The 23,497-nt window shown below is 59.8% G+C and carries 23 protein-coding genes and 1 riboswitch; of the genes, 22 read left to right on the top strand and 1 reads right to left on the bottom strand.

Annotated elements, in window-relative coordinates; genetic code table 11:
* Window positions 1-143: 143 nt before the first annotated feature.
* From efp to ACTHUY_RS06980, 14 genes are all read left to right on the top strand, one after another.
* The gene (efp, locus tag ACTHUY_RS07045; RefSeq protein WP_441675264.1) at window positions 144-707 is read left to right on the top strand and encodes an elongation factor P; all 564 of its coding nucleotides are present in this window, start codon (window positions 144-146) and stop codon (window positions 705-707) included.
* Complete coding sequence (locus ACTHUY_RS07040) at window positions 707-1,426, top strand: transcription antitermination protein NusB (protein WP_441675265.1); 720 nt, start codon at window positions 707-709, stop codon at window positions 1,424-1,426. The genes efp and ACTHUY_RS07040 overlap by 1 nt, the downstream gene beginning before the upstream one ends.
* Before the next feature lie 154 nt (window positions 1,427-1,580).
* Window positions 1,581-2,117 carry a bifunctional pyr operon transcriptional regulator/uracil phosphoribosyltransferase PyrR gene (pyrR, locus tag ACTHUY_RS07035; protein WP_126703324.1) on the top strand — a complete coding sequence of 179 codons (537 nt, stop codon included), beginning with the start codon at window positions 1,581-1,583 and terminating at the stop codon, window positions 2,115-2,117.
* Window positions 2,114-3,070, top strand: coding sequence for an aspartate carbamoyltransferase catalytic subunit (locus tag ACTHUY_RS07030; RefSeq protein WP_126703325.1), 957 nt, complete (start codon window positions 2,114-2,116; stop codon window positions 3,068-3,070). Before pyrR ends, ACTHUY_RS07030 begins: the two co-directional genes overlap by 4 nt.
* Window positions 3,067-4,353 (top strand): dihydroorotase, encoded by a 1,287-nt coding sequence (locus tag ACTHUY_RS07025; RefSeq protein WP_441675266.1) that lies wholly within the window; start codon window positions 3,067-3,069, stop codon window positions 4,351-4,353. Before ACTHUY_RS07030 ends, ACTHUY_RS07025 begins: the two co-directional genes overlap by 4 nt.
* On the top strand, window positions 4,350-5,522 hold the full coding sequence (gene carA, locus ACTHUY_RS07020) for a glutamine-hydrolyzing carbamoyl-phosphate synthase small subunit (RefSeq protein ID WP_441675267.1): 1,173 nt from the start codon (window positions 4,350-4,352) through the stop codon (window positions 5,520-5,522). The genes ACTHUY_RS07025 and carA overlap by 4 nt, the downstream gene beginning before the upstream one ends.
* Window positions 5,522-8,806: a carbamoyl-phosphate synthase large subunit gene (gene carB, locus ACTHUY_RS07015; protein WP_441675268.1), complete on the top strand. Its 3,285-nt coding sequence runs from the start codon at window positions 5,522-5,524 to the stop codon at window positions 8,804-8,806. The genes carA and carB overlap by 1 nt, the downstream gene beginning before the upstream one ends.
* The gene (pyrF, locus tag ACTHUY_RS07010; protein ID WP_441675269.1) at window positions 8,803-9,606 is read left to right on the top strand and encodes an orotidine-5'-phosphate decarboxylase; all 804 of its coding nucleotides are present in this window, start codon (window positions 8,803-8,805) and stop codon (window positions 9,604-9,606) included. Before carB ends, pyrF begins: the two co-directional genes overlap by 4 nt.
* A 98-nt stretch (window positions 9,607-9,704) precedes the next feature.
* Entirely contained in the window at window positions 9,705-10,016 is a 312-nt protein-coding gene (gene mihF / locus ACTHUY_RS07005; RefSeq protein ID WP_441675270.1) for an integration host factor, actinobacterial type, read from the top strand.
* A complete protein-coding gene (gmk, locus tag ACTHUY_RS07000; protein WP_441675271.1) occupies window positions 10,016-10,567 on the top strand; it encodes a guanylate kinase in 552 nt (183 codons plus the stop codon). Before mihF ends, gmk begins: the two co-directional genes overlap by 1 nt.
* 43 nt (window positions 10,568-10,610) lie before the next feature.
* Window positions 10,611-10,868, top strand: a complete 258-nt coding sequence (gene rpoZ, locus ACTHUY_RS06995) for a DNA-directed RNA polymerase subunit omega (RefSeq protein WP_441655737.1) — start codon at window positions 10,611-10,613, stop codon at window positions 10,866-10,868.
* Complete coding sequence (gene coaBC, locus ACTHUY_RS06990) at window positions 10,868-12,109, top strand: bifunctional phosphopantothenoylcysteine decarboxylase/phosphopantothenate--cysteine ligase CoaBC (RefSeq protein ID WP_441655736.1); 1,242 nt, start codon at window positions 10,868-10,870, stop codon at window positions 12,107-12,109. Before rpoZ ends, coaBC begins: the two co-directional genes overlap by 1 nt.
* A 13-nt stretch (window positions 12,110-12,122) precedes the next feature.
* Complete coding sequence (gene metK, locus ACTHUY_RS06985; protein ID WP_441655735.1) at window positions 12,123-13,313, top strand: methionine adenosyltransferase; 1,191 nt, start codon at window positions 12,123-12,125, stop codon at window positions 13,311-13,313.
* A gap of 31 nt (window positions 13,314-13,344) precedes the next feature.
* Window positions 13,345-15,327 carry a hypothetical protein gene (locus ACTHUY_RS06980; protein ID WP_441675273.1) on the top strand — a complete coding sequence of 661 codons (1,983 nt, stop codon included), beginning with the start codon at window positions 13,345-13,347 and terminating at the stop codon, window positions 15,325-15,327.
* A gap of 79 nt (window positions 15,328-15,406) precedes the next feature.
* On the opposite strand, the gene ACTHUY_RS06975 is transcribed toward ACTHUY_RS06980, so the two are convergent.
* Window positions 15,407-16,027, bottom strand: coding sequence for a hypothetical protein (locus ACTHUY_RS06975; RefSeq protein ID WP_441675275.1), 621 nt, complete (start codon window positions 16,025-16,027; stop codon window positions 15,407-15,409).
* Window positions 16,028-16,360: 333 nt separating this feature from the next.
* Here ACTHUY_RS06975 and fmt point away from each other — a divergent pair, with 333 nt between their 5' ends.
* The 8 genes from fmt to ACTHUY_RS06935 all read left to right on the top strand — a co-directional run bounded on the left by fmt (window position 16,361) and on the right by ACTHUY_RS06935 (window position 23,374).
* Window positions 16,361-17,269 carry a methionyl-tRNA formyltransferase gene (gene fmt / locus ACTHUY_RS06970; RefSeq protein WP_441675277.1) on the top strand — a complete coding sequence of 303 codons (909 nt, stop codon included), beginning with the start codon at window positions 16,361-16,363 and terminating at the stop codon, window positions 17,267-17,269.
* Window positions 17,266-18,678: an RsmB/NOP family class I SAM-dependent RNA methyltransferase gene (locus tag ACTHUY_RS06965; RefSeq protein WP_441675279.1), complete on the top strand. Its 1,413-nt coding sequence runs from the start codon at window positions 17,266-17,268 to the stop codon at window positions 18,676-18,678. The genes fmt and ACTHUY_RS06965 overlap by 4 nt, the downstream gene beginning before the upstream one ends.
* Window positions 18,679-18,690: 12 nt before the next feature.
* Window positions 18,691-19,353, top strand: a complete 663-nt coding sequence (gene rpe / locus ACTHUY_RS06960; RefSeq protein WP_441675281.1) for a ribulose-phosphate 3-epimerase — start codon at window positions 18,691-18,693, stop codon at window positions 19,351-19,353.
* Between the two features lie 348 nt (window positions 19,354-19,701).
* Window positions 19,702-19,820, top strand: a riboswitch (FMN riboswitch).
* 61 nt (window positions 19,821-19,881) lie between these two features.
* On the top strand, window positions 19,882-20,628 hold the full coding sequence (locus tag ACTHUY_RS06955; RefSeq protein ID WP_441675283.1) for an ABC transporter permease: 747 nt from the start codon (window positions 19,882-19,884) through the stop codon (window positions 20,626-20,628).
* Complete coding sequence (locus tag ACTHUY_RS06950) at window positions 20,628-21,605, top strand: ABC transporter substrate-binding protein (RefSeq protein WP_441675285.1); 978 nt, start codon at window positions 20,628-20,630, stop codon at window positions 21,603-21,605. Before ACTHUY_RS06955 ends, ACTHUY_RS06950 begins: the two co-directional genes overlap by 1 nt.
* 218 nt (window positions 21,606-21,823) lie before the next feature.
* Window positions 21,824-22,087 (top strand): phosphoribosyl-ATP diphosphatase, encoded by a 264-nt coding sequence (locus tag ACTHUY_RS06945; protein ID WP_441654760.1) that lies wholly within the window; start codon window positions 21,824-21,826, stop codon window positions 22,085-22,087.
* 10 nt (window positions 22,088-22,097) lie between these two features.
* Window positions 22,098-22,940, top strand: coding sequence for an ATP phosphoribosyltransferase (gene hisG, locus ACTHUY_RS06940; RefSeq protein WP_441654759.1), 843 nt, complete (start codon window positions 22,098-22,100; stop codon window positions 22,938-22,940).
* Between the two features lie 38 nt (window positions 22,941-22,978).
* Window positions 22,979-23,374, top strand: a complete 396-nt coding sequence (locus ACTHUY_RS06935) for a PH domain-containing protein (protein ID WP_441678232.1) — start codon at window positions 22,979-22,981, stop codon at window positions 23,372-23,374.
* The last annotated feature ends 123 nt before the right edge of the window (window positions 23,375-23,497 follow it).

Here is a 23,497-nt window from a genome sequence, read left to right as displayed (position 1 = left end):
TTTTTGGTGACAATGTTCGATTAATTCCCTTGCGGGGGAGGGAAGTCACTATTTCGGCCTACTCGCTCACATCAGCCCGGTGCACTTGGGCGGGCTTATCCGCACGCGGTATTGTGTGGACTGACTGAACTTAAGGAGTTTTTGTGGCAACCTCGAACGATCTCAAGAACGGCATGGTGCTCGTCATCGACAACGGGCTCTGGTCCGTTGTCGAATTCCAGCACGTCAAGCCTGGCAAGGGTCCGGCCTTCGTCCGCACGAAGCTGAAGAACGTCCTGACCGGCAAGACTGTCGACAAGACACTGAACGCCGGCGTCAAGGTTGAGACCGCGACCGTTGACCGCAGGGACATGCAGTACCTCTACAACGACGGTACCGACTTCGTGTTCATGGACATGGAGACCTACGATCAGCTGCCGATCAGCCCCGAGGTCGTTGGCGACGCCAAGAATTTCCTGCTCGAGAACCAGTTGGCGATTGTTGCTCAGCATGAGGGCCAGGTTCTCTTCATTGAGCTTCCCTCCTCCGTGGTTCTTGAGATCACCTACACGGAGCCCGGCCTTCAGGGCGATCGCTCCTCGGCAGGCACCAAGCCCGCTACCCTCGAAACCGGCTACGAGATCCAGGTTCCCCTGTTCCTCAACGAGAACACCAAGGTCAAGGTCGATACCCGCACGGGTGAGTACCTCGGTCGCGCCACCGACTAGTGGCACGACACCTCGAAACCCAGCGTAGGCGAGCTCTCGATGTCGTCTTCGAGGCCGAGCAGAAAGATATTCTTGTGCCCGGCCTGCTTCGAGAGCTTCTTGCCGAGCGCCAAGAAGTCTCCACGGCCCAGGTACCGATTCAGGCCGCTGGAGCAGATCTCGTCAACCTTGTTGCCGACCACCTGTACGACCTGGACGGCATGATCGAGGACTACTCTGCGTGGGGGCTTCGCCGTCTCGCGTCGCTGGACCGTTGCGTTCTCCGTCTCGGCCTTGCCGAGATCTGCTTCGCGGGCCTCCAGGTCGCCGTTGCCGTCAAAGAGTACTCCGCCATTGTTCGCGAACTCGGTGACGAGAAGTCGATCCGCTTCATCACGGCCATCTTTAACCGCGCCGGCAAAGAGATGAAGGCCGATGCCACAGAAGCAGTATCAGCGCCTGAGGAACTGACGGCAGCCGATGCTTCCGCGCTTCCTGAGGCTACGTCAGTCTCCGATTCCGCGATGGAAAGCTCCGAGCGTTCGACAGACGCTGACGTGTCGGCGCGCAAGCCAGGCTCGACAGAGCCCTCGGTCTCCGAGTCCACAGTTTCCACCTCACACGATTCGTCCGCCGGTGACGGACTCGGCGATGCTGAGAGCAACTATTCGTTTGTATCCTCGGGAGATGATGCGAACGACGAACTTCCGGTCGATCAGTCGATCGACGAGGAGAAATAGAAATGGCAGGCAGGAGATCGCATGGTTCCCTGCCTGTCGTGTCGAGAGCGGACTTTGCGGTCATTCTCTCGACGTACAATTGAATATCGGGTCCGGCCTAACCGGGTCGGATCTCCTTTAACTACCGCACAGAGAGGCGGCAAGGAGTCCCATTATGACTGGAAGAATGGTTATGGATGGCGGGGATATTACCCGCTCCATCACGCGCATGGCGCACGAGGTGCTGGAAAGGAATCACGGAGCCGACTCCGTCATTCTTCTCGGCATCCCGTCCCGCGGAGTGCCGATCGCAGAGCGCTTGGCAGCCGCCATTGAAAGGGCCAGCGGAGAGCAGGTGCCCGTCGGATCGCTCGACGTCACCATGTACCGCGATGATCTGCGCCGGAACCCGACCCGAGCACCATCCCCAACACGCATTCCCGAGGGTGGGATCGACGATCGCATTGTCGTGCTCGTCGATGACGTGTTCTTTTCCGGCCGCACCATCCGTGCGGCACTCGATGCACTGACCAATATCGGTCGTCCCATCTCGGTTCAGCTCGCCGTCCTTGCGGACCGCGGCCACCGCGAACTTCCCATCCGCGCCGACTACGTGGGCAAGAACCTGCCCACGTCCCGCTCCGAGCGGGTGGTCGTGCAATTGGCTGAAGTGGACGAGACCGATGGCGTCATCATCGAGGATCCCCGGTGAGGCATCTCCTTTCAGCAGCTGACCTGAGCCTCGATGAGGCCCTCATGATTCTCGACACTGCAGAGACAATGAGGGATACGAACAAGCAGTCGATCCGTAAACTACCGGCACTTGCCGGGCGCACGGTCGCCATCATGTTCTTCGAGGACTCGACGCGCACCCGTCTCTCTTTCGAGGCGGCAGCCAAGCGGCTTTCAGCCGATGTGCTCAACTTTTCCGCCAAGGGTTCCTCCCTGTCCAAGGGCGAGTCGCTCAAAGACACGGCCCAGACCCTGGCCGCAATGGGAGCCGAAGGTTTCGTTATCCGGCATTCTGCTTCGGGAGCCGCGCAGCGGCTTGCCGAATCCGGCTGGATCGATGCTCCCATCATCAACGGCGGCGACGGCACCCACCAGCACCCCACGCAGGCGCTTCTCGATGCTTTCACGATGAGACGGCACCTGATCGGTGAGGGCAGGCTCGGAAAGGACATGAGAGGTAAGAAGGTTGTCATCGTGGGCGACATTCTGCACTCCCGCGTGGCCCGCTCGAACCTTGATCTCCTGACAACGCTGGGTGCGGAAGTCACTTTCGTGGCGCCCCCGACGCTCCTTCCCGTGGGAATTGAAAACTGGGCTTCCAAGATCTCCTACAGCCTGGACGAGGCCATTGACGATGGTCCGGATGCGATTATGATGCTCCGCGTGCAGCACGAGCGGATGACCGGCAGCGGGGGAGGCTTCTTCCCATCACCGGAGGAATACCACCGCCTCTACGGGCTCAACATGGAACGAATGGGTCGTCTTCCCGATCACACCATTCTGCTTCACCCCGGCCCCATGAACAGGGGACTGGAGATCTCCGCCGAGGCGGCGGATCAAGATCGATCTGTTGTTCTCGAGCAGGTCGAGAACGGCGTGTACGTGCGGATGGCCGTGCTGTACCTGACACTTGCCCATAAGGAGGCAGCATGAGCACCCTCTTCACCGGAGCCAGCATTCTCGGAACAGAAACCGCCGACATCCGCATCGCAGACGGCCTGATCACCGAGATCGGAACAGCACTTGAACCGGGAGATTCCACCGTTGTTGATGCTGTGGGCATGATCGCCCTTCCCGGTCTTGTCGATCTTCACACCCACCTGCGGCAACCGGGCCGAGAGGATGCCGAGACCGTCCTTTCTGGAACGCGCGCCGCGGCCGCCGGTGGTTTTACTGCCGTTCACGCCATGGCAAACACGACTCCTGTCCAGGACACCGCCGGTGTCGTTGAGCAGGTAGCGAAGCTTGGGGCAAAGGCCGGCTACGCCTACGTTCAGCCGGTTGGTGCCGTCACGGTTGGCCTGGCAGGGGAGAGGCTCGCCGAGCTTGAGGCCATGCACGAGTCCCGTGCGAACGTCACGATGTTCTCTGACGATGGCCAGTGCGTATCCGATCCCGTTCTTATGCGCCGCGCGCTCGAATACGTGCGGTCATTCGGCGGGATCATTGCGCAGCACGCTCAGGAGCCCCGTCTCACCGAGGGCGCGCAGATGCACGAGGGCAACGTGTCGGCAGAGATTGGACTGGCCGGATGGCCGGCGGTCGCCGAAGAGTCCATCATTGCCCGGGACTGCCTGCTTGCCCAGCACGTCGGTTCCCGCCTTCACATCCTCCACGTCTCCACCAAGGGCTCCGTTGAGCTGATTCGCTGGGCAAAGGCGCAGGGCATTAAGGTCACGGCCGAGGCAACTCCGCACCATATCTCGCTCGATCATGCGCTAGCGCGCTCCTATGATCCTCGCTACAAGGTGAACCCGCCGCTGCGGACCGCCGCGGACATCGAGGCGCTCAAGGCTGGCCTTGCCGACGGGACGATCGACACGATCGGCACGGACCATGCTCCGCACCCCACCGAGGCTAAGGACTGTGAGTGGGCAGCCGGTGCTTTCGGTATGACGGGGCTGGAGACTGCCCTTGCCGTGGTCCACAAGGAGCTTGTGGAGCCGGGTCTGCTTGACTGGGCCGACGTTGCTCGCGTCATGTCGACCAAACCCGCAGAGATCTCCGGTATGACGGATCAGGGCCAGCCGATTGACGTTGCTCAGCCTGCGAACCTCTGCTTCTACGACCCAGACTCACCTGCTACAGTGAGCGGTCGCCACCAGGAGACGAAGTCTTCTAACACCCCCTACGAGGGGATGACTCTGCCGGGCAGGGTCATGCACACAGTATTCCGGGGCCGGGTCACGTGCCTCGGCGGAAAGGTAGCCGAATGAGAGAGCCAGCACTCCTCGTGCTCGAGGACGGATCAATCTTCCCAGGCAGGGCATGGGGCAAGCGAGGCAGAACCACGGGCGAGATCGTCTTCTCCACGGCCATGACCGGTTACCAGGAGACGTTCACCGACCCGTCTTACCACAAGCAGATCATTGTCATGACGGCTCCTCACATCGGCAACACCGGTGTGAATGAGGAGGATAATGAGTCGGACAAGGTATGGACCGCGGGCGTTGTCGTGCGCGATGCCGCGAGGCGCTCGTCGTCCTGGCGTGCCACCGGTGAGCTCGAAGATTACCTCGTCGAGAACGACGTTGTCGGTATCTGCGAGGTCGACACCCGCGCCGTTACCCGCCACCTGCGGGACCGCGGCGTCATGAGGGCCGGTATCTTCTCCGGTTCTGCACTACCGCTCGGCGCCGACAACGGCAACGAACAGGCTCTGGACATTCTCATTGGCCTCGTCAATGACTCGCCTTCGATGGCGGGAGCCGACCTTGCTGCGGATGTGACAACCCCTGCACCTTACGTTGTGGAGCCCCGCGGCGCCTTCGAAGGCAAGGACCCCGTCGCGCACATTGTCGCCGTCGATCTTGGTATCAAGAACCGGACCCCTTGGCAGTTTGCCGAGCGCGGTGTGAAGGTGACGGTCGTTCCCCAGTCGATTTCGCTTGCCGAAGTGCTCGCCTTCGAACCCGATGGTGTCTTTTTCTCGAACGGCCCCGGCGATCCGTCAGCCGCCGACCACGAAATCGATCTCCTCCGCGGCGTGCTCGAAGCTGGGCTCCCGTACTTTGGTATCTGCTTTGGCAACCAGCTCCTTGGCAGGGCACTCGGCTTTGGCACCTACAAGCTCGAGTACGGGCACAGGGGAGCGAACCAGCCGGTTCTCGACAGGGAAACCGGCAAGGTAGAAATCACGGCCCACAACCACGGTTTCGCGGTTGACCTGCCCCTCGACGAAGCAACGCTTGCCCCGTATGGGGATGGTCGCTACGGCAAGGTTGCGGTCTCCCACATCGGTCTCAACGACGGTGTCGTTGAGGGCATTCGTTGCCTGGACATCCCTGCCTTCTCGGTCCAGTACCATCCGGAGGCGGCTGCTGGCCCGCACGATGGCGAGCACCTCTTTGACCGCTTCATTACCCTCATCAAGGAGGCCAACTGATGCCACGCCGCACAGATATTAAGTCCGTTCTCGTTATCGGTTCCGGCCCCATCGTTATTGGCCAGGCCTGCGAGTTCGACTACTCGGGCACCCAGGCATGCCGTGTCCTTCGCGAAGAGGGTCTGCGAGTCATCCTCGTGAACTCGAACCCGGCAACGATCATGACCGACCCGGACATGGCGGATGCCACCTACGTGGAGCCAATCCGCGCAGATGTTCTCACCTCGATCATCGAGAAGGAACGCCCCGACGCACTCCTGCCCACCCTTGGCGGTCAGACCGCCCTCAATGCGGCCGTGGAGCTCTCCGATCTGGGAGTTCTCGACAAGTACGGTGTCGAAATGATCGGTGCCCGCCTCGAGGCCATCCAGGCCGGCGAGGACCGCGAAGAGTTCAAGAAGGTAGTCGAAAAGTGCGGTGCCGCGTCGGCACGTTCCGCCATCTGCAACACCTTGGACGAGTGCTTCGACGCTGCCGATAAGCTCGGCTACCCGGTTGTTGTTCGCCCCAGCTTCACCATGGGCGGGCTAGGTTCCGGCTTCGCTTGGAATAAGGAAGAGCTCAGCCGTATTGCCGGTGCGGGACTGCACTACTCGCCGACCAACGAGGTTCTTCTCGAAGAATCCATTCTCGGCTGGAAGGAATTTGAGCTCGAGATCATGCGTGACCAGGCCGATAATGCCGTGGTTGTTTGCACGATCGAGAACGTCGATCCCGTTGGTGTTCACACCGGTGACTCGATCACGGTTGCCCCGTCGTTGACTCTCACGGATCGCGAATACCAGAACTTGCGCGATATCGGCATCGCGGTAATCCGCGAGGTCGGTGTTGATACGGGTGGCTGTAACATCCAGTTCGCTATGGAGCCGGAGACCGGCCGCGTCATCGTCATCGAAATGAACCCCCGCGTCTCGCGTTCCTCGGCTCTTGCCTCGAAGGCCACGGGCTTCCCGATCGCCAAGATCGCAGCGCGATTGGCACTCGGATACACGCTCGACGAGATCCAGAACGACATCACCGGCTCGACCCCGGCGTCGTTCGAGCCCTCGATCGACTACGTCGTATGCAAGATCCCGCGCTTTGCTTTCGAGAAGTTCCCCGCCGCCAACAACCGGCTGACCACCACCATGAAGTCGGTGGGCGAAGCAATGGCCATTGGCCGTAACTTCACCGAGGCACTCCAGAAGGCCATGCGGTCCATCGACAAGAAGGCAACGGGATTCTCCTGGAACATCACTCGTTCGCTTGACGAGCTTCTTGCGGCCGCAGCCATTTCGACCGAGGACCGCCTCCAGGCAGTCCAGCAGGCACTCCACCTGGGTGCCACCGTTGATGAGCTGTATGAGATCACGAAGATCGACCGCTGGTTCCTCGACGAAATAGTTCTCATCAACGAGATCGCCAAGGAAATCCAGGAATCTGGTTCGCTCAACACCGATCTGCTCGGCTACGCCAAGCGCCACGGCTTCTCGGATGCTCAGATCGGCGAGCTGAAGAACATGAGCCAGGAGGCCGTTCGGGAGATCCGCACAGCATACGGCCTGCACCCTGTCTACAAGACAGTGGACACCTGTGCAGCTGAGTTCAAGTCGGATACTCCGTACCATTACTCGACGTACGAAACCCACACCGAGGTCACAAAGCGCGAGAAGCCCGCAGTGATCATTCTTGGCTCCGGCCCGAACCGTATCGGTCAGGGAATCGAGTTTGATTACTCCTGCGTGCACGCGACACTCGCACTGCGTGACGAGTACGAGACCGTCATGGTCAACTGCAACCCGGAGACCGTGTCAACGGACTACGACATGTCGGACCGGCTCTACTTCGAGCCGCTCACGCTCGAGGATGTCCTCGAGGTGTACCGCGCCGAATGCGAAGCGGGACCCGTCGCCGGCATGATCGTCCAGCTTGGCGGTCAGACCCCGCTCTCGCTCGCAGCCGACCTGAAGGCGGCAGGCGTACCGATTCTCGGCACGTCGCCCGAAGCTATCGATGCTGCCGAAGATCGCGGCATTTTCGGTAACGTCCTCGAGGCCGCGAATCTTCCGGCCCCGGCGTACGGAACGGCAACGTCTGACCAGCAAGCTCTCGAAACGGCTGAGCGGATCGGCTACCCCGTTCTCGTTCGTCCGTCGTATGTTCTCGGCGGACGCGGCATGGAGATCGTGTTCGATCGGGATCAGCTGGTCGACTACCTGTCGCGACGCGACCACGAGGGGAGCGATGCGACTCGCAAGGCCGCACCGCTCCTTATCGACAAGTTCCTGGATGACGCGATCGAGATCGACGTCGATGCCCTCTACGACGGCACCGAGCTTTTCCTCGGCGGAATCATGGAGCACATCGAGGAAGCCGGGATTCACTCCGGTGACTCGGCTTGTGTCCTGCCTCCGCTCACCCTGGGCCAGCCCATGATCGACCGCATCAGGCAATCGACCGAGGCGATCGCGAAGGGCGTGGGAGTCCGCGGACTCATCAACATCCAGTTCGCACTCGTCTCCGAGGTCCTCTACGTCATCGAAGCAAATCCCCGCGCATCCCGCACGGTCCCGTTCGTTGCTAAAGCCACCGGAATCCCGTTCGCCAAGGCCGCCACTCTGATCATGACCGGCAAGACCATTGCCGAGCTCCGTGCGGATGGCATTCTGCCCGAGCAGGATGCTGCGATCATCGAGGCAAATCCGGTCACGGCAGTCAAGGAAGCCGTCCTTCCGTTCAAGCGCTTTGCGACAACCGATGGGCGGATCGTTGATTCGCTTCTCGGCCCGGAAATGCGGTCGACGGGTGAGGTCATGGGTCTCGATTCGACTTTTCCGCTCGCCTTCGCCAAGGCGCAGGCAGCCGCCTATGGCGGGCTCCCCGACAAGGGAACGGTGTTCGTATCCGTTGCCGATCGCGACAAGGGCTCGATCATCTTCCCGGTCATTGGGCTCGTTGATCTTGGCTTCGAAATTTGCGCTACCACTGGCACAGCGGCACTCCTTCGCCGGTACGGCGTTCCCGCAACCGAGGTGCGCCGCAACTCGGCGGGCCGCGGTCCCAACGGTGAGCCGACGATCTCCGATCTCATCGAGGCTGGCGAGATCGACATGGTGATTAACACGCCGTCTGGATCGGGAACACGCGCCGACGGATACGAGATTCGTGCAGCCACAACGGCAGCAGATAAGCCGATCATGACAACCGTCCAGGAGTTTGGAGCCGCTGTCCAGGCACTCCAGGCGAGCGGCGCCGGCTTTAGTGTCACGAGCCTCCAGGAGCACACCGCAAGGCGGGGCCTGTGACCTTCGCGCAGCGACTCGCGGACCAGCAGGCGGCCTTCGGGCCGATCTGCGTCGGAGTGGATCCCCACGCCTCGATCCTTGAGGCGTGGGGCCTGCCCGACAATCCGGCGGGTCTCACACGGTTTTCGGAAATCTTGGCGGAGGCCTTCGCGGGACAGGTTGCTTCGATCAAGCCTCAGGTGGCCTTCTATGAACGGCACGGCAGTAGGGGAATGGCGGCACTGGAAGGACTAATCGGAACCTTCCGGGAGGCTGGGACGCTCGTGATCTCCGATGCGAAGCGCGGCGATATTGGTTCGACTATGGCGGGGTATGCGGATGCGTGGCTGGGGGACGGTCCCTTTGGATCGGATGCTGTCACGCTCAGCCCCTACCTCGGAGTAGGAGCACTGAGGCCGGCCTTTGAGAAGGCTGCTGAGAACGACCGTGGAGCATTTGTTCTTGCAATTACATCCAACCCCGAAGGCACATCCGTGCAAGGCGCGGGAGATCCCGCGGCCGCACAATGCGTGCTAAACGAGCTTGGGGAGGCCAATGGCAGGTACTGGCCGGGGCAGCCCGGCTCGCTCGGCGCGGTCATTGGAGCCACCGCGGGAGAGCGGATTTCCTCCTGGAGCATCGATGTGAACGTACTGGCAGGTCCGGTGCTAGCCCCGGGCGTTGGCGCCCAAGGCGCCACTGTCCAGCAAGCTCAGGTGGTAGCGGGGAGCAATCTGCTGTGCGTTCCCGTTTCGCGTGCGATCTTACGTGCAGGACCGGACGTGGCCGGATTAAAAAATGCTCATTCGGCACAAAACTAGTGAGACCTAGTTACTTTCATTTGGTAAGGTAACCCCGGTTGTTCCTCAACTATTGATGAGACACACCCCGCCAAAATTATAGACATGGAGTAGTTGTTATGGCACTTCCTTCCCTCTCGCCGGAACAGAGACAAGCTGCTCTTGAGAAAGCTGCGATCGCACGGAAGCGACGCGCTGATCTCAAGAAGTCACTGAAGGCAGGAGAGACCAGGTTGTCCGAAGTCCTTACCCTCGCTAAGGAAGAGGAGATCGTTGCGAAGCTTCGGGTCTCCGCTCTTCTGGAATCAATGCCCGGGATTGGCACCGCCAAGGCCCGCCAGATCATGGACCGCACCGGTATTTCGCCGTCCCGCCGCGTCGGCGGCCTCGGCCCGCACCAGCGTGAGGCCCTCATTACCCTGTTCTGCTAATGAAGGCTTTCGTCATTTGCGGGCCGACGGCAGTCGGCAAGGGGACAATCATCCGGGAACTCGTCGCGAAGGAGCCCGCCATCTGGCTCTCCACATCGGCGACCACGCGGTCCCCTCGCGAGGGCGAAGTCAATGCCCAGCACTACTTCTTTGTCAGCCCCGAGGAGTTTGACGAAATGGTGGAGCAGGGCAACATGCTCGAGTGGGCAACCGTCCACGGCGTTCACCGATACGGAACACCGCGCGGCCCGGTTGAGAAGGCTCTCGCCGACGGCGGGATTGTTCTTCTCGAGGTGGACCTCGCGGGTGCCCGCCAAATCCGCGAGTCTCTACCCGAAGCTCTCCAGATCTTCATCGCACCCCCGACCTTCGATGACCTTGCGGTCAGGTTGGAGATGAGGGGCACGGAGGGCCCGCAGGAACGAGCCCGCAGGCTCGACACTGCGAGGATGGAGATGGCGGCGGCGGAAGAGTTTGATCGGGTCGTCATTAATGACGACGTGGCCAGGGCCACGGACGAAATCCTGTCAATCATAGCTTCCGTCAAGTAGACTGAGTCGTTGAGTTATCTGAAAGGCTGACATGTACGGAACTGTGCCAGAGCCGGAAGGCATCACCTACCCGCCGATCGACGATCTTCTTGAGAAGGTCGATTCGAAGTATGCCCTCGCGGTCTACTCGGCGAACCGAGCCCGACAGATCAACGACTACCGTCAGGAGCTTATGAGCGCCGACGGTAACGTCGTCCACGTCGGACCGCTTGTTGCCTCCGATCCGGAGGAGAAGGCGCTGTCGATCGCGCTGCGCGAAGTAGTTGAGGACAAGCTCGTCCTCGAACCCACCGAAGACTAATGTCTCTCATTGAGCCTGGGGCCCACGGTCAAACCGCGGGCCCCTCGCGCATTGTTTTAGGCGTGACCGGGGGGATTGCCGCCTACAAGTCGGCGATCCTGGCCAGGCTACTCATTAAGGCGGGTCACGACGTCCAGGTCGTGCCGACCGAATCCGCGCTGAACATGGTTGGGAAGTCGACGTTCGCTGCGCTATCCGGTAACCCGGTGCACACCTCGGTGTTTGATGACCCGGAGGGAGTTGAGCACGTTCAGGTTGGCGATGAAGCAGACCTCCTTGTCATTGCCCCCGCGACCGCGAACACGATCGCAAAGCTTGCCCACGGTATCGGCGACAACCTGCTGACCGCTACCGCACTTGTCGCAACATGTCCGGTTCTCATCGCGCCCGCCATGCACACCCAGATGTGGAACCACCCGGCAACCAGGGCGAACATTCAGACTTTAAAGAACCGCGGCGTTATCGTCATCGAGCCCGCCGAAGGCAGGCTCACCGGAGCGGATTCTGGCGTCGGACGGCTTCCCGAGCCGGAACAGATTGCCCAGACGGCACTCGGACTGCTCGAAAAGCAGGACCTGGAGGGCAAGCGCTTTGTGATCTCGGCTGGCGGCACGCGCGAGCCGATTGACCCCGTGCGGTTCCTCGGTAACCGCTCGACGGGTAGGTTTGGAATCAATCTTGCACTCCAGGCAGCTCACCGCGGCGCACATGTCGACCTTGTGGCCTGCAACATCGACGGCGCCATGCTTCCGAACCACCCTCGAATCACCGTTCACCCGGTTGGTTCAGCATCTCAGTTGCAGGAGGCCATGGTGTATTTGGCCGATGGGGCGCAGGTCCTGATCATGACTGCCGCCGTGGCTGACTTCCGACCCGCAACGTCCGGGGAGTCGAAGTTCAAGAAGGACGGACACTCCACTCCGGACATCATGCTCGTCGAGAACCCGGACATTCTTAAGGGCCTGGCGTCAGATCGCTCTCACGGAGCATTCGTCGTTGGCTTTGCTGCGGAGACGGGTGACGAGAATGGCAGTGTTCTTGATTACGGCCGGAAGAAGGCCAAGGCCAAGGGCGCGGATCTTCTCGTCGTCAACAAAGTCGGCGAAACCGCCGGATTTGGTGATGTTGACACGGCAATCACGATCCTCGATGGAGATGGTGAGATTCAGACCGAGGGAGCTGGAACAAAGTCTCAGATGGCGGGAATAGTTCTCGACAGCATTTCTTTGTCCCTGTCCTAATTAGACTGGTTCCGTGCAACCTTTTACATCAGAATCTGTGACTGCCGGGCACCCCGACAAAGTCTGCGATCTTATCTCCGACCGAATCCTCGACGCGATCCTTACCAAGGACCCGAACGCTCGAGTTGCTATCGAGACCATGGTGACAACCGGTCTCGTTCACGTCGCCGGAGAACTGAACACCGAGAGCTATGTGGAGATTCCTCAGATCGTCCGCCAGGCTCTCCTCGACCTCGGCTATTCCTCCTCGGAGGTAGGGTTCGACGGACGCTCCTGCGGCGTCTCGGTCTCAATCGGCCAGCAATCCCAGGACATCTACGACGGTGTCCACAACTCGCTGGAAGCACGCGAGTCCGATGGCGAAGTCGAAGTATACGAACGTGAGGGTGCGGGCGACCAGGGCCTGATGTTCGGTTACGCAACAAACGAGACCGACGTTCTCATGCCCATGCCGATCTTCCTCTCGCACCGCCTTGCGGAGCGGCTTGCCGAGGTCCGCCAAAAGGGCATTGTTGCCGGTCTGCGCCCGGACGGCAAGACCCAGGTCACCGTCGACTACGACGATGCTCATAAGCCGGTCGCCATCAACACGATTGTGGTTTCCTCCCAGCACGACGCCGACGTTACGCAGGAGCAGCTGAGGGAGACGTTGACCGAGCAGGTCATTAATCCGGTTATCGAGAAGTACGCCTCGCACCTGAAGCGTGACGGCATGAAGATTCTCATTAACCCGTCGGGACGATTCGTTATTGGCGGCCCCATGTCCGATGCCGGACTAACGGGACGTAAGATCATCGTCGACACCTACGGTGGTATGGCACGCCACGGGGGCGGTGCCTTCTCCGGTAAGGATCCGTCCAAGGTTGACCGTTCCGCCTGCTACGCGGCCCGCTGGGTTGCAAAGAACATTGTTGCCGCCGGCCTTGCGGAGCGTTGCGAGGTGCAGGTTGCCTACGCGATCGGCCAGGCCAACCCCGTATCCGTCCGCGTTGACGCCTTCGGCACGAACAAGGCACCGCTTGATGCCATTGTCAACGCCGTGAATAAGGTCTTCGACCTGCGTCCACTCGCCATTATCGATGAGCTTGACCTCAAGCGTCCGGTCTACGCGAAGACGGCAGCCTACGGCCACTTTGGTCGCGAGATCCCCGAGTTCACGTGGGAGCAGACCAACCGCGTTGAGGATCTCCTTGCCGCGATGTGAATCTGACCGAATAACGTGGTGAACTAGGAGGGTGCCCGACGCTCTCTTCGATCTTCCAAGCCAGCCCGCCCTGTTACAAGCAGAGCGGGCTGTGCGCACCGTCGAATCGGAGCACCCTGACCCGGTCGCGAGAGTTGTGCTCGATACCCCATTCTCATGGCCGGACAAGTCCTACGACTACCTGATCCCCGAGAAGCTTCACGAGAAAGCCCTCCCCGGTGCACGCGTACGGGTTGAGTTTGGATCCAAGCGTTTGACCGGCTTCCTGAGGGAACGAACAAACACGACTGATTCGCCCAGACTCAGACCCCTCGTTAACGTCCTCGGTGAGCCGGTTGTCACGGAGGAGATCTTTCTGCTGGCAGAGCAGGTGGCCCGCGACAATGTCTGCTCCGTACATGATTTCCTGCGGGGCGCCGTTCCACCCCGTCATGCGCGTGCGGCCAAGACCATTCTCGAGTTGCCGGCACCGGTCTTCGATGAAATTGAGATGCAGGGTGGTGCTTTCGACAGCACTGATTCATCAAGTGAGGCTTCCTCTTCGACAGCATTGCCCACCCACGATCTCCTTGATGGACATGAGAAGCTTCTGCTGGCAGGCCGGTCGACGTGGCAGCGGGTAGCTGCATCCACTCAACTGGCGCTGTCGAAGAACGTGAAGGTTCTGATCGTCTGCCCGACATCCCTCGATGTGAAGAAGTGCCGCCAAGCAGTTGTGAACCTTCTTCCCAAAGAACCCATTGCACTCATAGAAGCTTCCGCATCGGCGGAAACCCGCTACCGGCATTACCTGTCCGCGCTGCTGGGGCGCACTCGTATCGTCATTGGTACGCGGGCGGCTGCGGCAACTCCGATCAATGCTGGTCTGCTGATCGTTGTCGACGAACAGAACGGCGCCATGAGGGACAAGAGGAGCCCGTACCTGTGGGCAGATGACGTCCTCCGGGCACGGAAACAGATCGGTGAACATCTGGGCATGGGGGAGAGGACGCTACTGCGGTTCAGCTACCCTCCCAGACTCACGCTGAACGAGTCCGGGGTTGTCACCGGCGGTGAATGGCCCAAGGTGACTCGTGCCGAACAGTGGGCCGGGGATCAGCGGGGCATTCTTCCCAATGCGGCCTTCGAGACCATTCGTAAGGGCCTCGAGTCGGGTGCTGTTCTGATCTCGGCACCCCGAGCAGGCTACGTTCCCGCCCTCGCGTGTGCCAGTTGCGGGAAGCGAGCCGTGTGCCAAGACTGCGGCTCCTCCATCGCAGTGCCCAAGGCAGGAAGCAACGCATCATGTACCCGGTGCGGAACAGGGCAGTGGCGGTGTTCCTGCGGCTCAACCAAACTCCGTGCCGTAGCTCGTGGCTCCCAGCGTCTTGCCCAGGAAATTGCGCGTGCTTTCCCCAGTGTTGAGGTCGATTCGATCCGATCGGGAACCGAATCATCGGGGTCCCCGATTGTCATCGCCACCCCGGGAGCCGAACCCGACCGGGAGTTCTCCGCTGGTGTGATTATTGATGCTGGGGCACGGCTCGCAAGCCTCGCTCTCGATGCAGAGATCGAAGCGATTGGACGGTGGACCAGGGTTGCGATGAAAGTTTCGGATCATCTTTTGCTAGCTGGGGGAGTACCCCCGCACCTGGCACATGCGCTCGCCAATAGGGACCTAGGGTTTCTCACGCCATTACTGGAAGAGCGGGAAGTTCTTGGACAGCCGCCGTTCCACCGGTGGTTCCACGTATCTGGCAAGAAACCCGATATTCAGCGGCTGCTTGGAGAAGTAGCCGCGAGGCTCGAAGGAGAAGCGCCACCGGAGCAGGGCATCGCCGCACTACTTTCTGGCGGAGGCCGCCAAGTCTTCGCAGAAGGTATTCACCTCGTGGGTCCTACCGAGGATGAGACCGGCCTCAGCCTCTACCTGCATGAGAGAACGCCATCCAAGAGACTTGCCCGCGCACTCAGGGACTCATTCCAGCACCTCGGACAGCTTGCGGTTCGTGTGGAGGCGGATCCGATTCTGTAGAAAACTGGTGATGTTCAGCAGGCCCGAAGTGCGGTATCACAAGAGAGCCGCTTTGCGGATGTACTTTGTATGGCTTGTTTCAGTCGGCCCGGGTGGGATCAGCGAACTCAAATATGATCTCAATTTCAGGATCAACTGAATGGATGATCCCGGTGTAGAAAACACGTGCCTGCTCTTCGAGAAGGTCCCGGTTGTCATTCACGTGCTGATACATGACATCGTCATTCAACAGTTCAGTGATGAGATCTGGAGTGTCAATATCGGGCGTGACCCAGCTGATCAGGCCATTGTCTTCGAGGGCAGTCTTAAACTCGACCTGGTCGTGCCCGATGAACTTGAACTCGGGGATACGGACGAGCAGGACGTCCTCACCTTTCTCTTCAATTACGACTTCCTGACCGTCTAATCCGAGCTTGGCTCGGTAGTTGTACTGAAGAAATAGAGTTCTTCCCGTGCCGGGAATATCTTGTCCAAATGCCTGTCGAGTTTCTCGCCGCTCGTCGATGCCTTGGATACCGAGGCTTAGCAGAACAACCTCTTCCTCGCGGTCGAGAGAGTGAACAACCTGAGTGTTATGCGACTCTTGGCCAATCCCGAAGATGTTCCTGACACCGGTGTTGACGGCGAAACCGAGTAATAGGCCGAGGATGATCAGGCCCGCTGCGATCGGGACCCAGTACTTCGCCAATACTACTTTCATTTCTCTGGACTCCTTTGACGCTGGGTCAGACACAGCGGCCTCCTCATTAGACTTTCTCGCCCGGACTAGGCTTCAACTCTCGCCTCGTTGCGATACGCCGAGATTATCCCATTTGGAGGTGCTATTTAAGTCAGAGGTGAGACTTGCTCGATCGGATATCTTCGATGCATTCGGAGCTTGGTGAGTTACGCAAATTTATGTTGCGGAATGGCCGGTGTTGCGGAGATTGCTTCGGTGGACAATCATGACTGGGCAGGTGTTTCAGCGGCTCTTGCACCGCTTGCCAAGAGCGGCAAAATGTTTCGAGTTGTGAACGCCCATTAGACTTAACTCATGCGCATCATCTTTGCCGGTACACCTGTTACCGCCGTTCCATCGCTAGATCGGCTTGCCTCTGAGCACGAGGTTATTGCTGTTTTGGCGAGGGCGCCTGCTCCTGTTGGACGGAAGCGTGTTCTCACGCCATCTCCCGTTGAGCAGCGCGCTCGTGAACTCGGCATCGACGTGCTCACTCCCAAGTCTCTCCGTGATGAGGAGATTCAGGAATCCATTAAAGAACTGGCCCCTGATGCTGTGGCAGTTGTGGCTTACGGTTTGTTAATTCCACCGGCACTGCTCGATGTGCCTACTCACGGCTGGGTGAACCTACACTTCTCGCGTCTCCCGCAGTGGCGCGGTGCTGCACCGGTCCAGTACGCGGTTGCCGCCGGCCAGTCCGAGACGGGCATAGCGACCTTCCAGATCGAGAAGGGCCTAGATACTGGTCCGGTTTTCGACATGGAGAAAGTTGAGATCGGTCACCGAGAGACCGCTGGAGATCTGCTGGAAAGGCTTTCGGTACAGGGCGCCGATCTGCTGTCGAGAACGATGAAGAGCATTGAAGACGGAACGGCAAACCCGGTTCCTCAGGAGGGGGAGCCGACTCACGCACCGCAGCTGAGGGCAGCCGATGGCAGGCTTGATTTAACTCGTTCGGCTCGGGAGCTTGACGCACAAATCCGCGGATTTACGCCAGCTCCGGGATGTTGGACGACGTGGAATGGTGACCGGGTCAAGGTTGGTCCAGCTGAACCCGTGGATGTTGATCTTTCCGTTGGTGAAATCCTGATTGGCGATGACGTTCTCCTCGGCACTGGTGAAGGTGCGCTTCGTTTGGAGAAGATAGCTCCTCCTGGAAAACCCTGGATGGATGCGGGGGACTGGGGCCGTGGAGTGCGTGAGACGGTAGTCTGGAACTCATGACTGAACGCCCCGATAACTGGCGCCCCGCGCGCATGCAATCCGATCCCGCCCGAGTTGTTGCCCTCGATGTCCTCGAACAGGTACGCGATGGGGCATACGCGAACATTGCGCTTCCCGCGACTCTTAGACGAGCGGACGTTCGGGGCCGGGGACGCGGCTTTGCCACGAACCTAACGTATGGCACGCTACGCATGCAGGGGCGGTGGGATGCGATTATCTCCCAGTGCGTTCAGGGCCGTCCTTTCGATGAGATTGATCCCCTTGTTGTCGACATCCTGCGGCTCGGTGCCCACCAGATCCTTGGACTCGACGTGCCGATCCATGCCGCGATGAACGAGACCGTGAACCTCGCCCGCAACGAGGTTGGCTCTGGTGCCTCCGGCTTCGTCAACGCCGTTATGCACCGCATTTCCGAGCGGACAAACGAGGAGTGGGACCAGGTTCTCGCGGAAGTCCTGGGAGACGAGGGACCTCACGCTGTTCTTGGTGCACAGACCTCCCACCCTGCGTGGATTCTTGACGTGTACGAGAAATCCCTTGAAGCATCGGGTCGCACGACCGAGGATCTCGGCGACCTGCTCGCGGCCAACAACGAACCCGCACGTGTTGCTATTTCCGCCCGCGCTGTTTCCCGCGAGACAGTTCTTGCCGATGCTGAAGAAGCACGCGCCGTCACGACCGACGGTGTGCTGATGCCTGAGGCAATTGTGTTGGAAAAGGGTAACCCGGGTCGCATGCGTTCGATCCGCGATCATTCCGCGGGTGTTCAGGACGAAGGATCGCAGCTCGTTGCATACCTGACCGCGGGTGCTCCGCTTGAGGGAAGCGATAGCGAATGGCTCGACATGTGTGCTGGTCCCGGTGGCAAGACCGCCACGTTGGCTATGCTCGCAGCCGACCGGGATGTCACGATCTTTGCGAACGAGCTTCACGGGCACCGCCTCGATCTTGTTGCCGATGCTGTTGACCCGTTCGACAATGTTGTTCTCCGCGAGGGCGATGGTCGTACGCTTGCGAAGGAAGAGCCGGGTCGTTTCGATCGCGTTCTCGTTGATGTTCCCTGCTCCGGCATTGGATCGCTCCGCCGCAGGCCGGAGGCCCGCTGGCGCAAGACCGTCGAGGATGCTGAGGGTATGCGGGAACTTCAGATTGGGCTGCTTGAAGCGGCACTCGATGCGGCTCGGCCGGGTGGCCTGGTTTGCTACTCCACGTGTTCTCCGGACGTTCGGGAAACGCGAGAGATTGTGGACACGGTGCGTGACAGGGTCGACGTCCTCGACACTGTGGAGATCGGCAAGGATATGGTTGTTCCTGGGACCCTTGATTCGATCACCGGACCGTACATGCAGCTGTGGCCTGATATGCATGACACTGACGCCATGTTCGCTGCACTGCTCATCAAGAAGTAGGAAGAGGTAGCCATGAGCATTCTCATTTCACCGTCGATCCTGAACTCCGATATCGGCAATCTTGCCGGGGAGCTGGACAAGATCTCGGGAGCTGACTGGGCACACGTGGATGTCATGGACAACCACTTTGTTCCCAACCTGACCTGGGGTCTTCCCGTCATTGAGGCCGCTAAGAAGTATTCGTCGATTCCGATTGATGCCCACCTCATGATTGAGGACCCGGACCGCTGGGCACCCGCCTACATTGAGGCCGGCGCAGCATCCGCCACCTTCCATGCCGAGGCCGTCAAGGCCCCAATCCGGCTTGCTCGGGAGATCCGTGGCATGGGGGGCCGAGCAGGACTTGCCCTGAGCCCCGCTACTCAGATCGATAACTACATCGACATTCTTGACGAGTTCGACATGGTTTTGTGCATGACCGTAGAGCCTGGTTTTGGTGGTCAACCGTTCCTTTCCTCCGTTATGCCGAAGGTGGAGCGCCTGCGCGAACTCGTCAACAAGAAGGGTCTCGAAACCTGGATCCAGGTCGATGGCGGAGTCAGTGCCGACACGATTGCTCAGGCAGCCGAAGCCGGTGCCAACAACTTCGTGGCCGGCTCCGCTGTCTACAAGGCGGAAGACGCAGCTCAAGCAGTAACCGACCTCCGTGAGCTCGCCAGGAAGCACAGCCACTGACACTCATTTCACCCACCTAGGAGAGAAGCCTGAGCCCACACTCGGGCTTCTCTCCTACGGGAGCTCATGCTCCATCCAAGACATCGCAAAAGATGGAACCGTGGACGGGAATAACGCGAGGCTGACTTCGCTCTTCGTGGCGAAGCTCCTGGGGGATAAGCAACTTTTTGAGGGTAATACGTCGCAATGCTCCTCGAGGCTCCCGCTTGTGGATCTCGGTATCCGTTGAGGAAAGCTCTGCAAAAGTTTTTGCTCCCCTTGCTCGCTGTATATCCGTGGCCTGTGCTCGCTCATAGCGAGACGTGGGCACGGTCTCAGCCTTTCCCGTTTGCTCAGTGCTACGATGGTCTTGTGTTTCGGGGTCGGTGAAAATCCGAGCCGGCGGTTAAAGTCCGCGACCCGCGTAAGCGGCTGACGAGGTGAAACTCCTCGACCGACGGTCAAAGTCCGGATGGGAGGAACACGTTAGGCTGTCACGCCCTAAGTGCGTGACGCGTGCCCGCTGTCCCCGAAGTGCGCGGAGGACAGGTGCGGCGACTAGCTCCCATCATTTTCGGGCTTGCTGTCATAGCTCTTTGGTGGGCTGTTGCTGAAAGCGGCATCATCGAATCCTATTTCCTGCCCCACCCAATCAAGGTATGGGACACTCTCGTGCTTGGGTGGACCGAAGGCGATCTGCGTCCTGCAACAGGAGAAACGATAACTGCAGCCGGTTTGGGCTGTCTCGTTGCCGCTGTCCTTGGTATCCCGCTGGGATATGCGATCGCCAAGTCGAAGGTCGTGGCCTCAACGTTTGGACCGTACCTGGCTGCCTCACAGGCAGTTCCTGCTGTCGCCCTAGCACCGCTGCTAGTCATCTGGATTGGCTACGGACTGCCGTCGATTACCGTGCTGTGTACGATCCTCGTCGTTTTCCCGGTTGTTATCTCAACCGCCCTCGGTATCCGAGAGCTCGACCACGAGGTTATTGACGCCGCTTGGCTCGATGGTGCCGGAGGCTGGGACCTGTTCCGCAGGATTGAGATGCCGCTGGCGATGCCATCCGTTCTTGCCGGCATTCGCACCGGCTTCACACTTTCCATTACCGGCGCTGTTGTCGGTGAGATGGTCATGGGCGGGGATGGTTTGGGGGCCGCCTTGGCGGCAGGCCAGGGGTCTACCGCCAACGTGGCTCATCTCTTTGCGGTTATCGCAGTACTTATTGCTCTTGCTGTCACCATTTATCTCCTCCTCACACTGTTGGAGCAGATTTCGGACCGGAAAAGGGGTTCATAATGAAGAAAACAGGTCTTAAGAAGTTCGTCGCAGCATTCGCTACCGTATCGATGCTTGCAGCGTGTGGGGGAGGAGACGAGAAGGACTCAACGATCACCGTTGGGCTTACCTATATTCCCGATGTTCAGTTTTTCCCGTTCTACGTCGCGGTAGAAAACGGCTACTTCGAGAGCGCCGGTGTTGAGGTCGATATCCGTCACCATGGGGCCCAGGAGTCGCTGTTCACGGCACTCGCAACGGGAGAGGAAGATGTGGTGTTTGTCAGCGGCGACGAAGTTCTCTTTGCTCGCGCTGAAGGCATGGATGTCACGTCCATCATGACGCTGTTTAGCGAATACCCGTCGACACTCATTGTTCCGCAGGACTCCGATATCGAGACCCCCGCCGATCTGGAAGGACGGTCAGTTGGGCTCCCAGGGGAGTACGGCTCCAACTATTTCGGTCTGCTCGCAATGATTGATGCCTACGATCTGGAGAACGTGGAGGTCGAGTCGATCGGTTTTACCCAGATGGCGGCGCTGTCCAGAGGCGACGTTGATTCCGTCATCGGCTTCGTCAACAACGATGCGGTTGCCATGGAATCCCAGGGCTTTGACGTTCGTACCATCGATCTCGCCCCGGACCTGCCCCTCATTGGACCAGGCCTTGCCGTCATGGAAGAGAATCTCGGTGAGAACGAAGACGAACACCGGGCGATCATGGCTGGACTGCAAAAGGCCGTGGAGTTTGCGGAAGAGAATCCCGAGGAGGCTCTCGACATCGTGACGAAGTACGTGCCGAGCATGACCGACCCGGAGGTCCGTGAAGCGGCCACGCTCACGTTCAATGCAACTCTTCCGCTTTACGTGGGTGACGGCAAGGTCGGCACCCAGGATGTCGAACGCTGGGAAGACATGTCGGAGTTCATGGTCGATGCTGGACTCATTGAGGAACTCGTTCCTGTCGATGAGGTCATGACCACCGAAATCACGGGCTGAGGCACGTATAAGGCTCTCACGAGCGGAGACGACTGGTTGATGCGAGCACCCGTGATGCAGTAACCAGGCTGGTGTCCAACCACCTGCTCATGCAGGGTAGGTACCGATGAGACCGCTTCCTGACGTAGCGCGGGAATTGCTCAATATATTGAGCGGTGGTCGCGCCCGTCCCGCGGGACGGGTGTGACCCCTTCCTTGAAAGGCCGTAGGATTGAGGCGTGAAGAACTTCGAAGAACTGTTTGCTGAGCTGTCCCGCAAGGCCGTGGAACGTCCCGAGGGGTCGGGAACCGTGGCGGAACTTGATGCTGGGATTCATGCCATCGGCAAGAAAATCATCGAGGAGGCGGGCGAGGTGTGGATCGCTGCAGAATACGAGTCTGACGAGCAGGTGGCCCTCGAAGCGTCCCAGCTCCTCTACCACCTCCAGGTCATGCTGATCGCGAGGGGCATCGCCCTCGACGACGTCTACCGCTACCTCTAAGGAAGAATCCGTGCTGCGAATTGCCGTCCCGAACAAGGGATCCCTGTCCGAACCCGCTTCCACTCTTCTGAAAGAAGCTGGCTACCGTCAGCGTCGCGATATGAAGGAGCTCGTGCTCCTCGACGAGGTCAACGGAGTTGAGTTCTTTTTCATTCGTCCCCGCGACGTTGCCGTCTACGTCGGCGCAGGAACCGTTGACGTTGGTATCACCGGACGTGACCTGCTCGTCGACTCTGAGGCACATGCAGTCGAACATCGCGCACTCGGTTTCGCTCGCTCCACGTTCCGCTTCGCAGCGCCCGGCGGTTCAATGTCGACGATCGATGATCTTACCGGCAAGCGAATCGCCACCTCCTATGACGTGGTCGTTCGTAAGCACCTCGAGGAGAAGGGCATCGACGCTACCGTCGTCCACCTCGACGGCGCAGTGGAATCCTCGGTGCAGCTCGGCGTTGCCGATGCGATCGCCGATGTTGTCGAGACCGGCTCAACCCTGCGGGCCGCTGGCCTCACCGTGTTTGCCGAGCCTCTCATGACGTCTGAGGCTGTCCTTATTCGCCGTGCGGATGCGGTTCCCGAAGGTCTGGAGATTCTCGATCGCCGGATCCAGGGCGTTCTTGTCGCCCGCGGGTACGTTCTTATCGACTACGACATTCACGCAGACCACCTGGAAGAGGCAGTCGAGCTCACGCCCGGCCTGCAGTCGCCGACCGTTTCGCCGCTACACGATGGTGAATGGTTTGCCGTGCGCGCCATGGTCAAGAAGGACGACCGCAACAAGGTCATGGACGGGCTGTACGAGGTGGGGGCGAGGGCTATCCTCGTCACCCCGATCCTCGCATGTAGGCTGTGACCCGCGCTTTCCGCCCCAGGTTCGCAAGGATCGTCTGCATGGTGCTGGCGGTGGCTCTTATCCTGGCCACTGCCGCACTATTCGCCGTGTCCCCGTCCTTCGGGATCTACGAATTTCATGCGGTCGACTACATCGGCACCATCGTCTTTGTGGCGCTTCTTCTCGGCCTGCTATGGATCCAATACCAGGTGCGGATCGAAGTGTACGACTGGGGTATTCGCGTCAAGAACCTGGTCCGCTCCCACGAGCTTGAGTGGCCTGAACTCATTGCCGTCGAATTTGGTGACGGTCCGTGGGTTCGAATCGACACCACCTCCGGCGAAACGATCAGCGCCATGGCAATCCAGAGCTCAGATGGTGAATTCGCGCGGAAGGAAGCGGTTCGGCTCGCCACCCTTATCGACTACCACTCCACCCCCGAAGAAAATGATTAGCGCCAGTTCTCGGCGCCGATCAACCCGCACCGGCAATCGAGTGCTGTCCAACGAGCACGGATACATCAGCGCTCTGTAGCTTGTGCCCAGCACCGAGTGGTCTGCAAAGCGTACTCACCGCCT

The organism is Flaviflexus sp. (assembly GCF_052087705.1).
Taxonomy (GTDB): domain Bacteria; phylum Actinomycetota; class Actinomycetes; order Actinomycetales; family Actinomycetaceae; genus Flaviflexus; species Flaviflexus ciconiae.
The sequence above is the reverse complement of the archived record's forward strand: the minus strand, read 5'-3'. Positions and strand labels throughout refer to the sequence as shown.

Excerpts from the sequence above, each read along its gene's own strand:
- pyrR (WP_126703324.1), top strand. The coding sequence starts at position 1,581 with ATGACTGGAAGAATGGTTATGGATGGCGGGGATATTACCCGCTCCATC.
- ACTHUY_RS07025 (WP_441675266.1), top strand. The coding sequence starts at position 3,067 with ATGAGCACCCTCTTCACCGGAGCCAGCATTCTCGGAACAGAAACCGCC.
- carA (WP_441675267.1), top strand. The coding sequence starts at position 4,350 with ATGAGAGAGCCAGCACTCCTCGTGCTCGAGGACGGATCAATCTTCCCA.
- carB (WP_441675268.1), top strand. The coding sequence starts at position 5,522 with ATGCCACGCCGCACAGATATTAAGTCCGTTCTCGTTATCGGTTCCGGC.
- mihF (WP_441675270.1), top strand. The coding sequence starts at position 9,705 with ATGGCACTTCCTTCCCTCTCGCCGGAACAGAGACAAGCTGCTCTTGAG.
- gmk (WP_441675271.1), top strand. The coding sequence starts at position 10,016 with ATGAAGGCTTTCGTCATTTGCGGGCCGACGGCAGTCGGCAAGGGGACA.
- coaBC (WP_441655736.1), top strand. The coding sequence starts at position 10,868 with ATGTCTCTCATTGAGCCTGGGGCCCACGGTCAAACCGCGGGCCCCTCG.
- ACTHUY_RS06975 (WP_441675275.1), bottom strand. The coding sequence starts at position 16,027 with ATGAAAGTAGTATTGGCGAAGTACTGGGTCCCGATCGCAGCGGGCCTG.
- fmt (WP_441675277.1), top strand. The coding sequence starts at position 16,361 with ATGCGCATCATCTTTGCCGGTACACCTGTTACCGCCGTTCCATCGCTA.
- ACTHUY_RS06965 (WP_441675279.1), top strand. The coding sequence starts at position 17,266 with ATGACTGAACGCCCCGATAACTGGCGCCCCGCGCGCATGCAATCCGAT.
- rpe (WP_441675281.1), top strand. The coding sequence starts at position 18,691 with ATGAGCATTCTCATTTCACCGTCGATCCTGAACTCCGATATCGGCAAT.
- ACTHUY_RS06950 (WP_441675285.1), top strand. The coding sequence starts at position 20,628 with ATGAAGAAAACAGGTCTTAAGAAGTTCGTCGCAGCATTCGCTACCGTA.
- ACTHUY_RS06935 (WP_441678232.1), top strand. The coding sequence starts at position 22,979 with ATGGTGCTGGCGGTGGCTCTTATCCTGGCCACTGCCGCACTATTCGCC.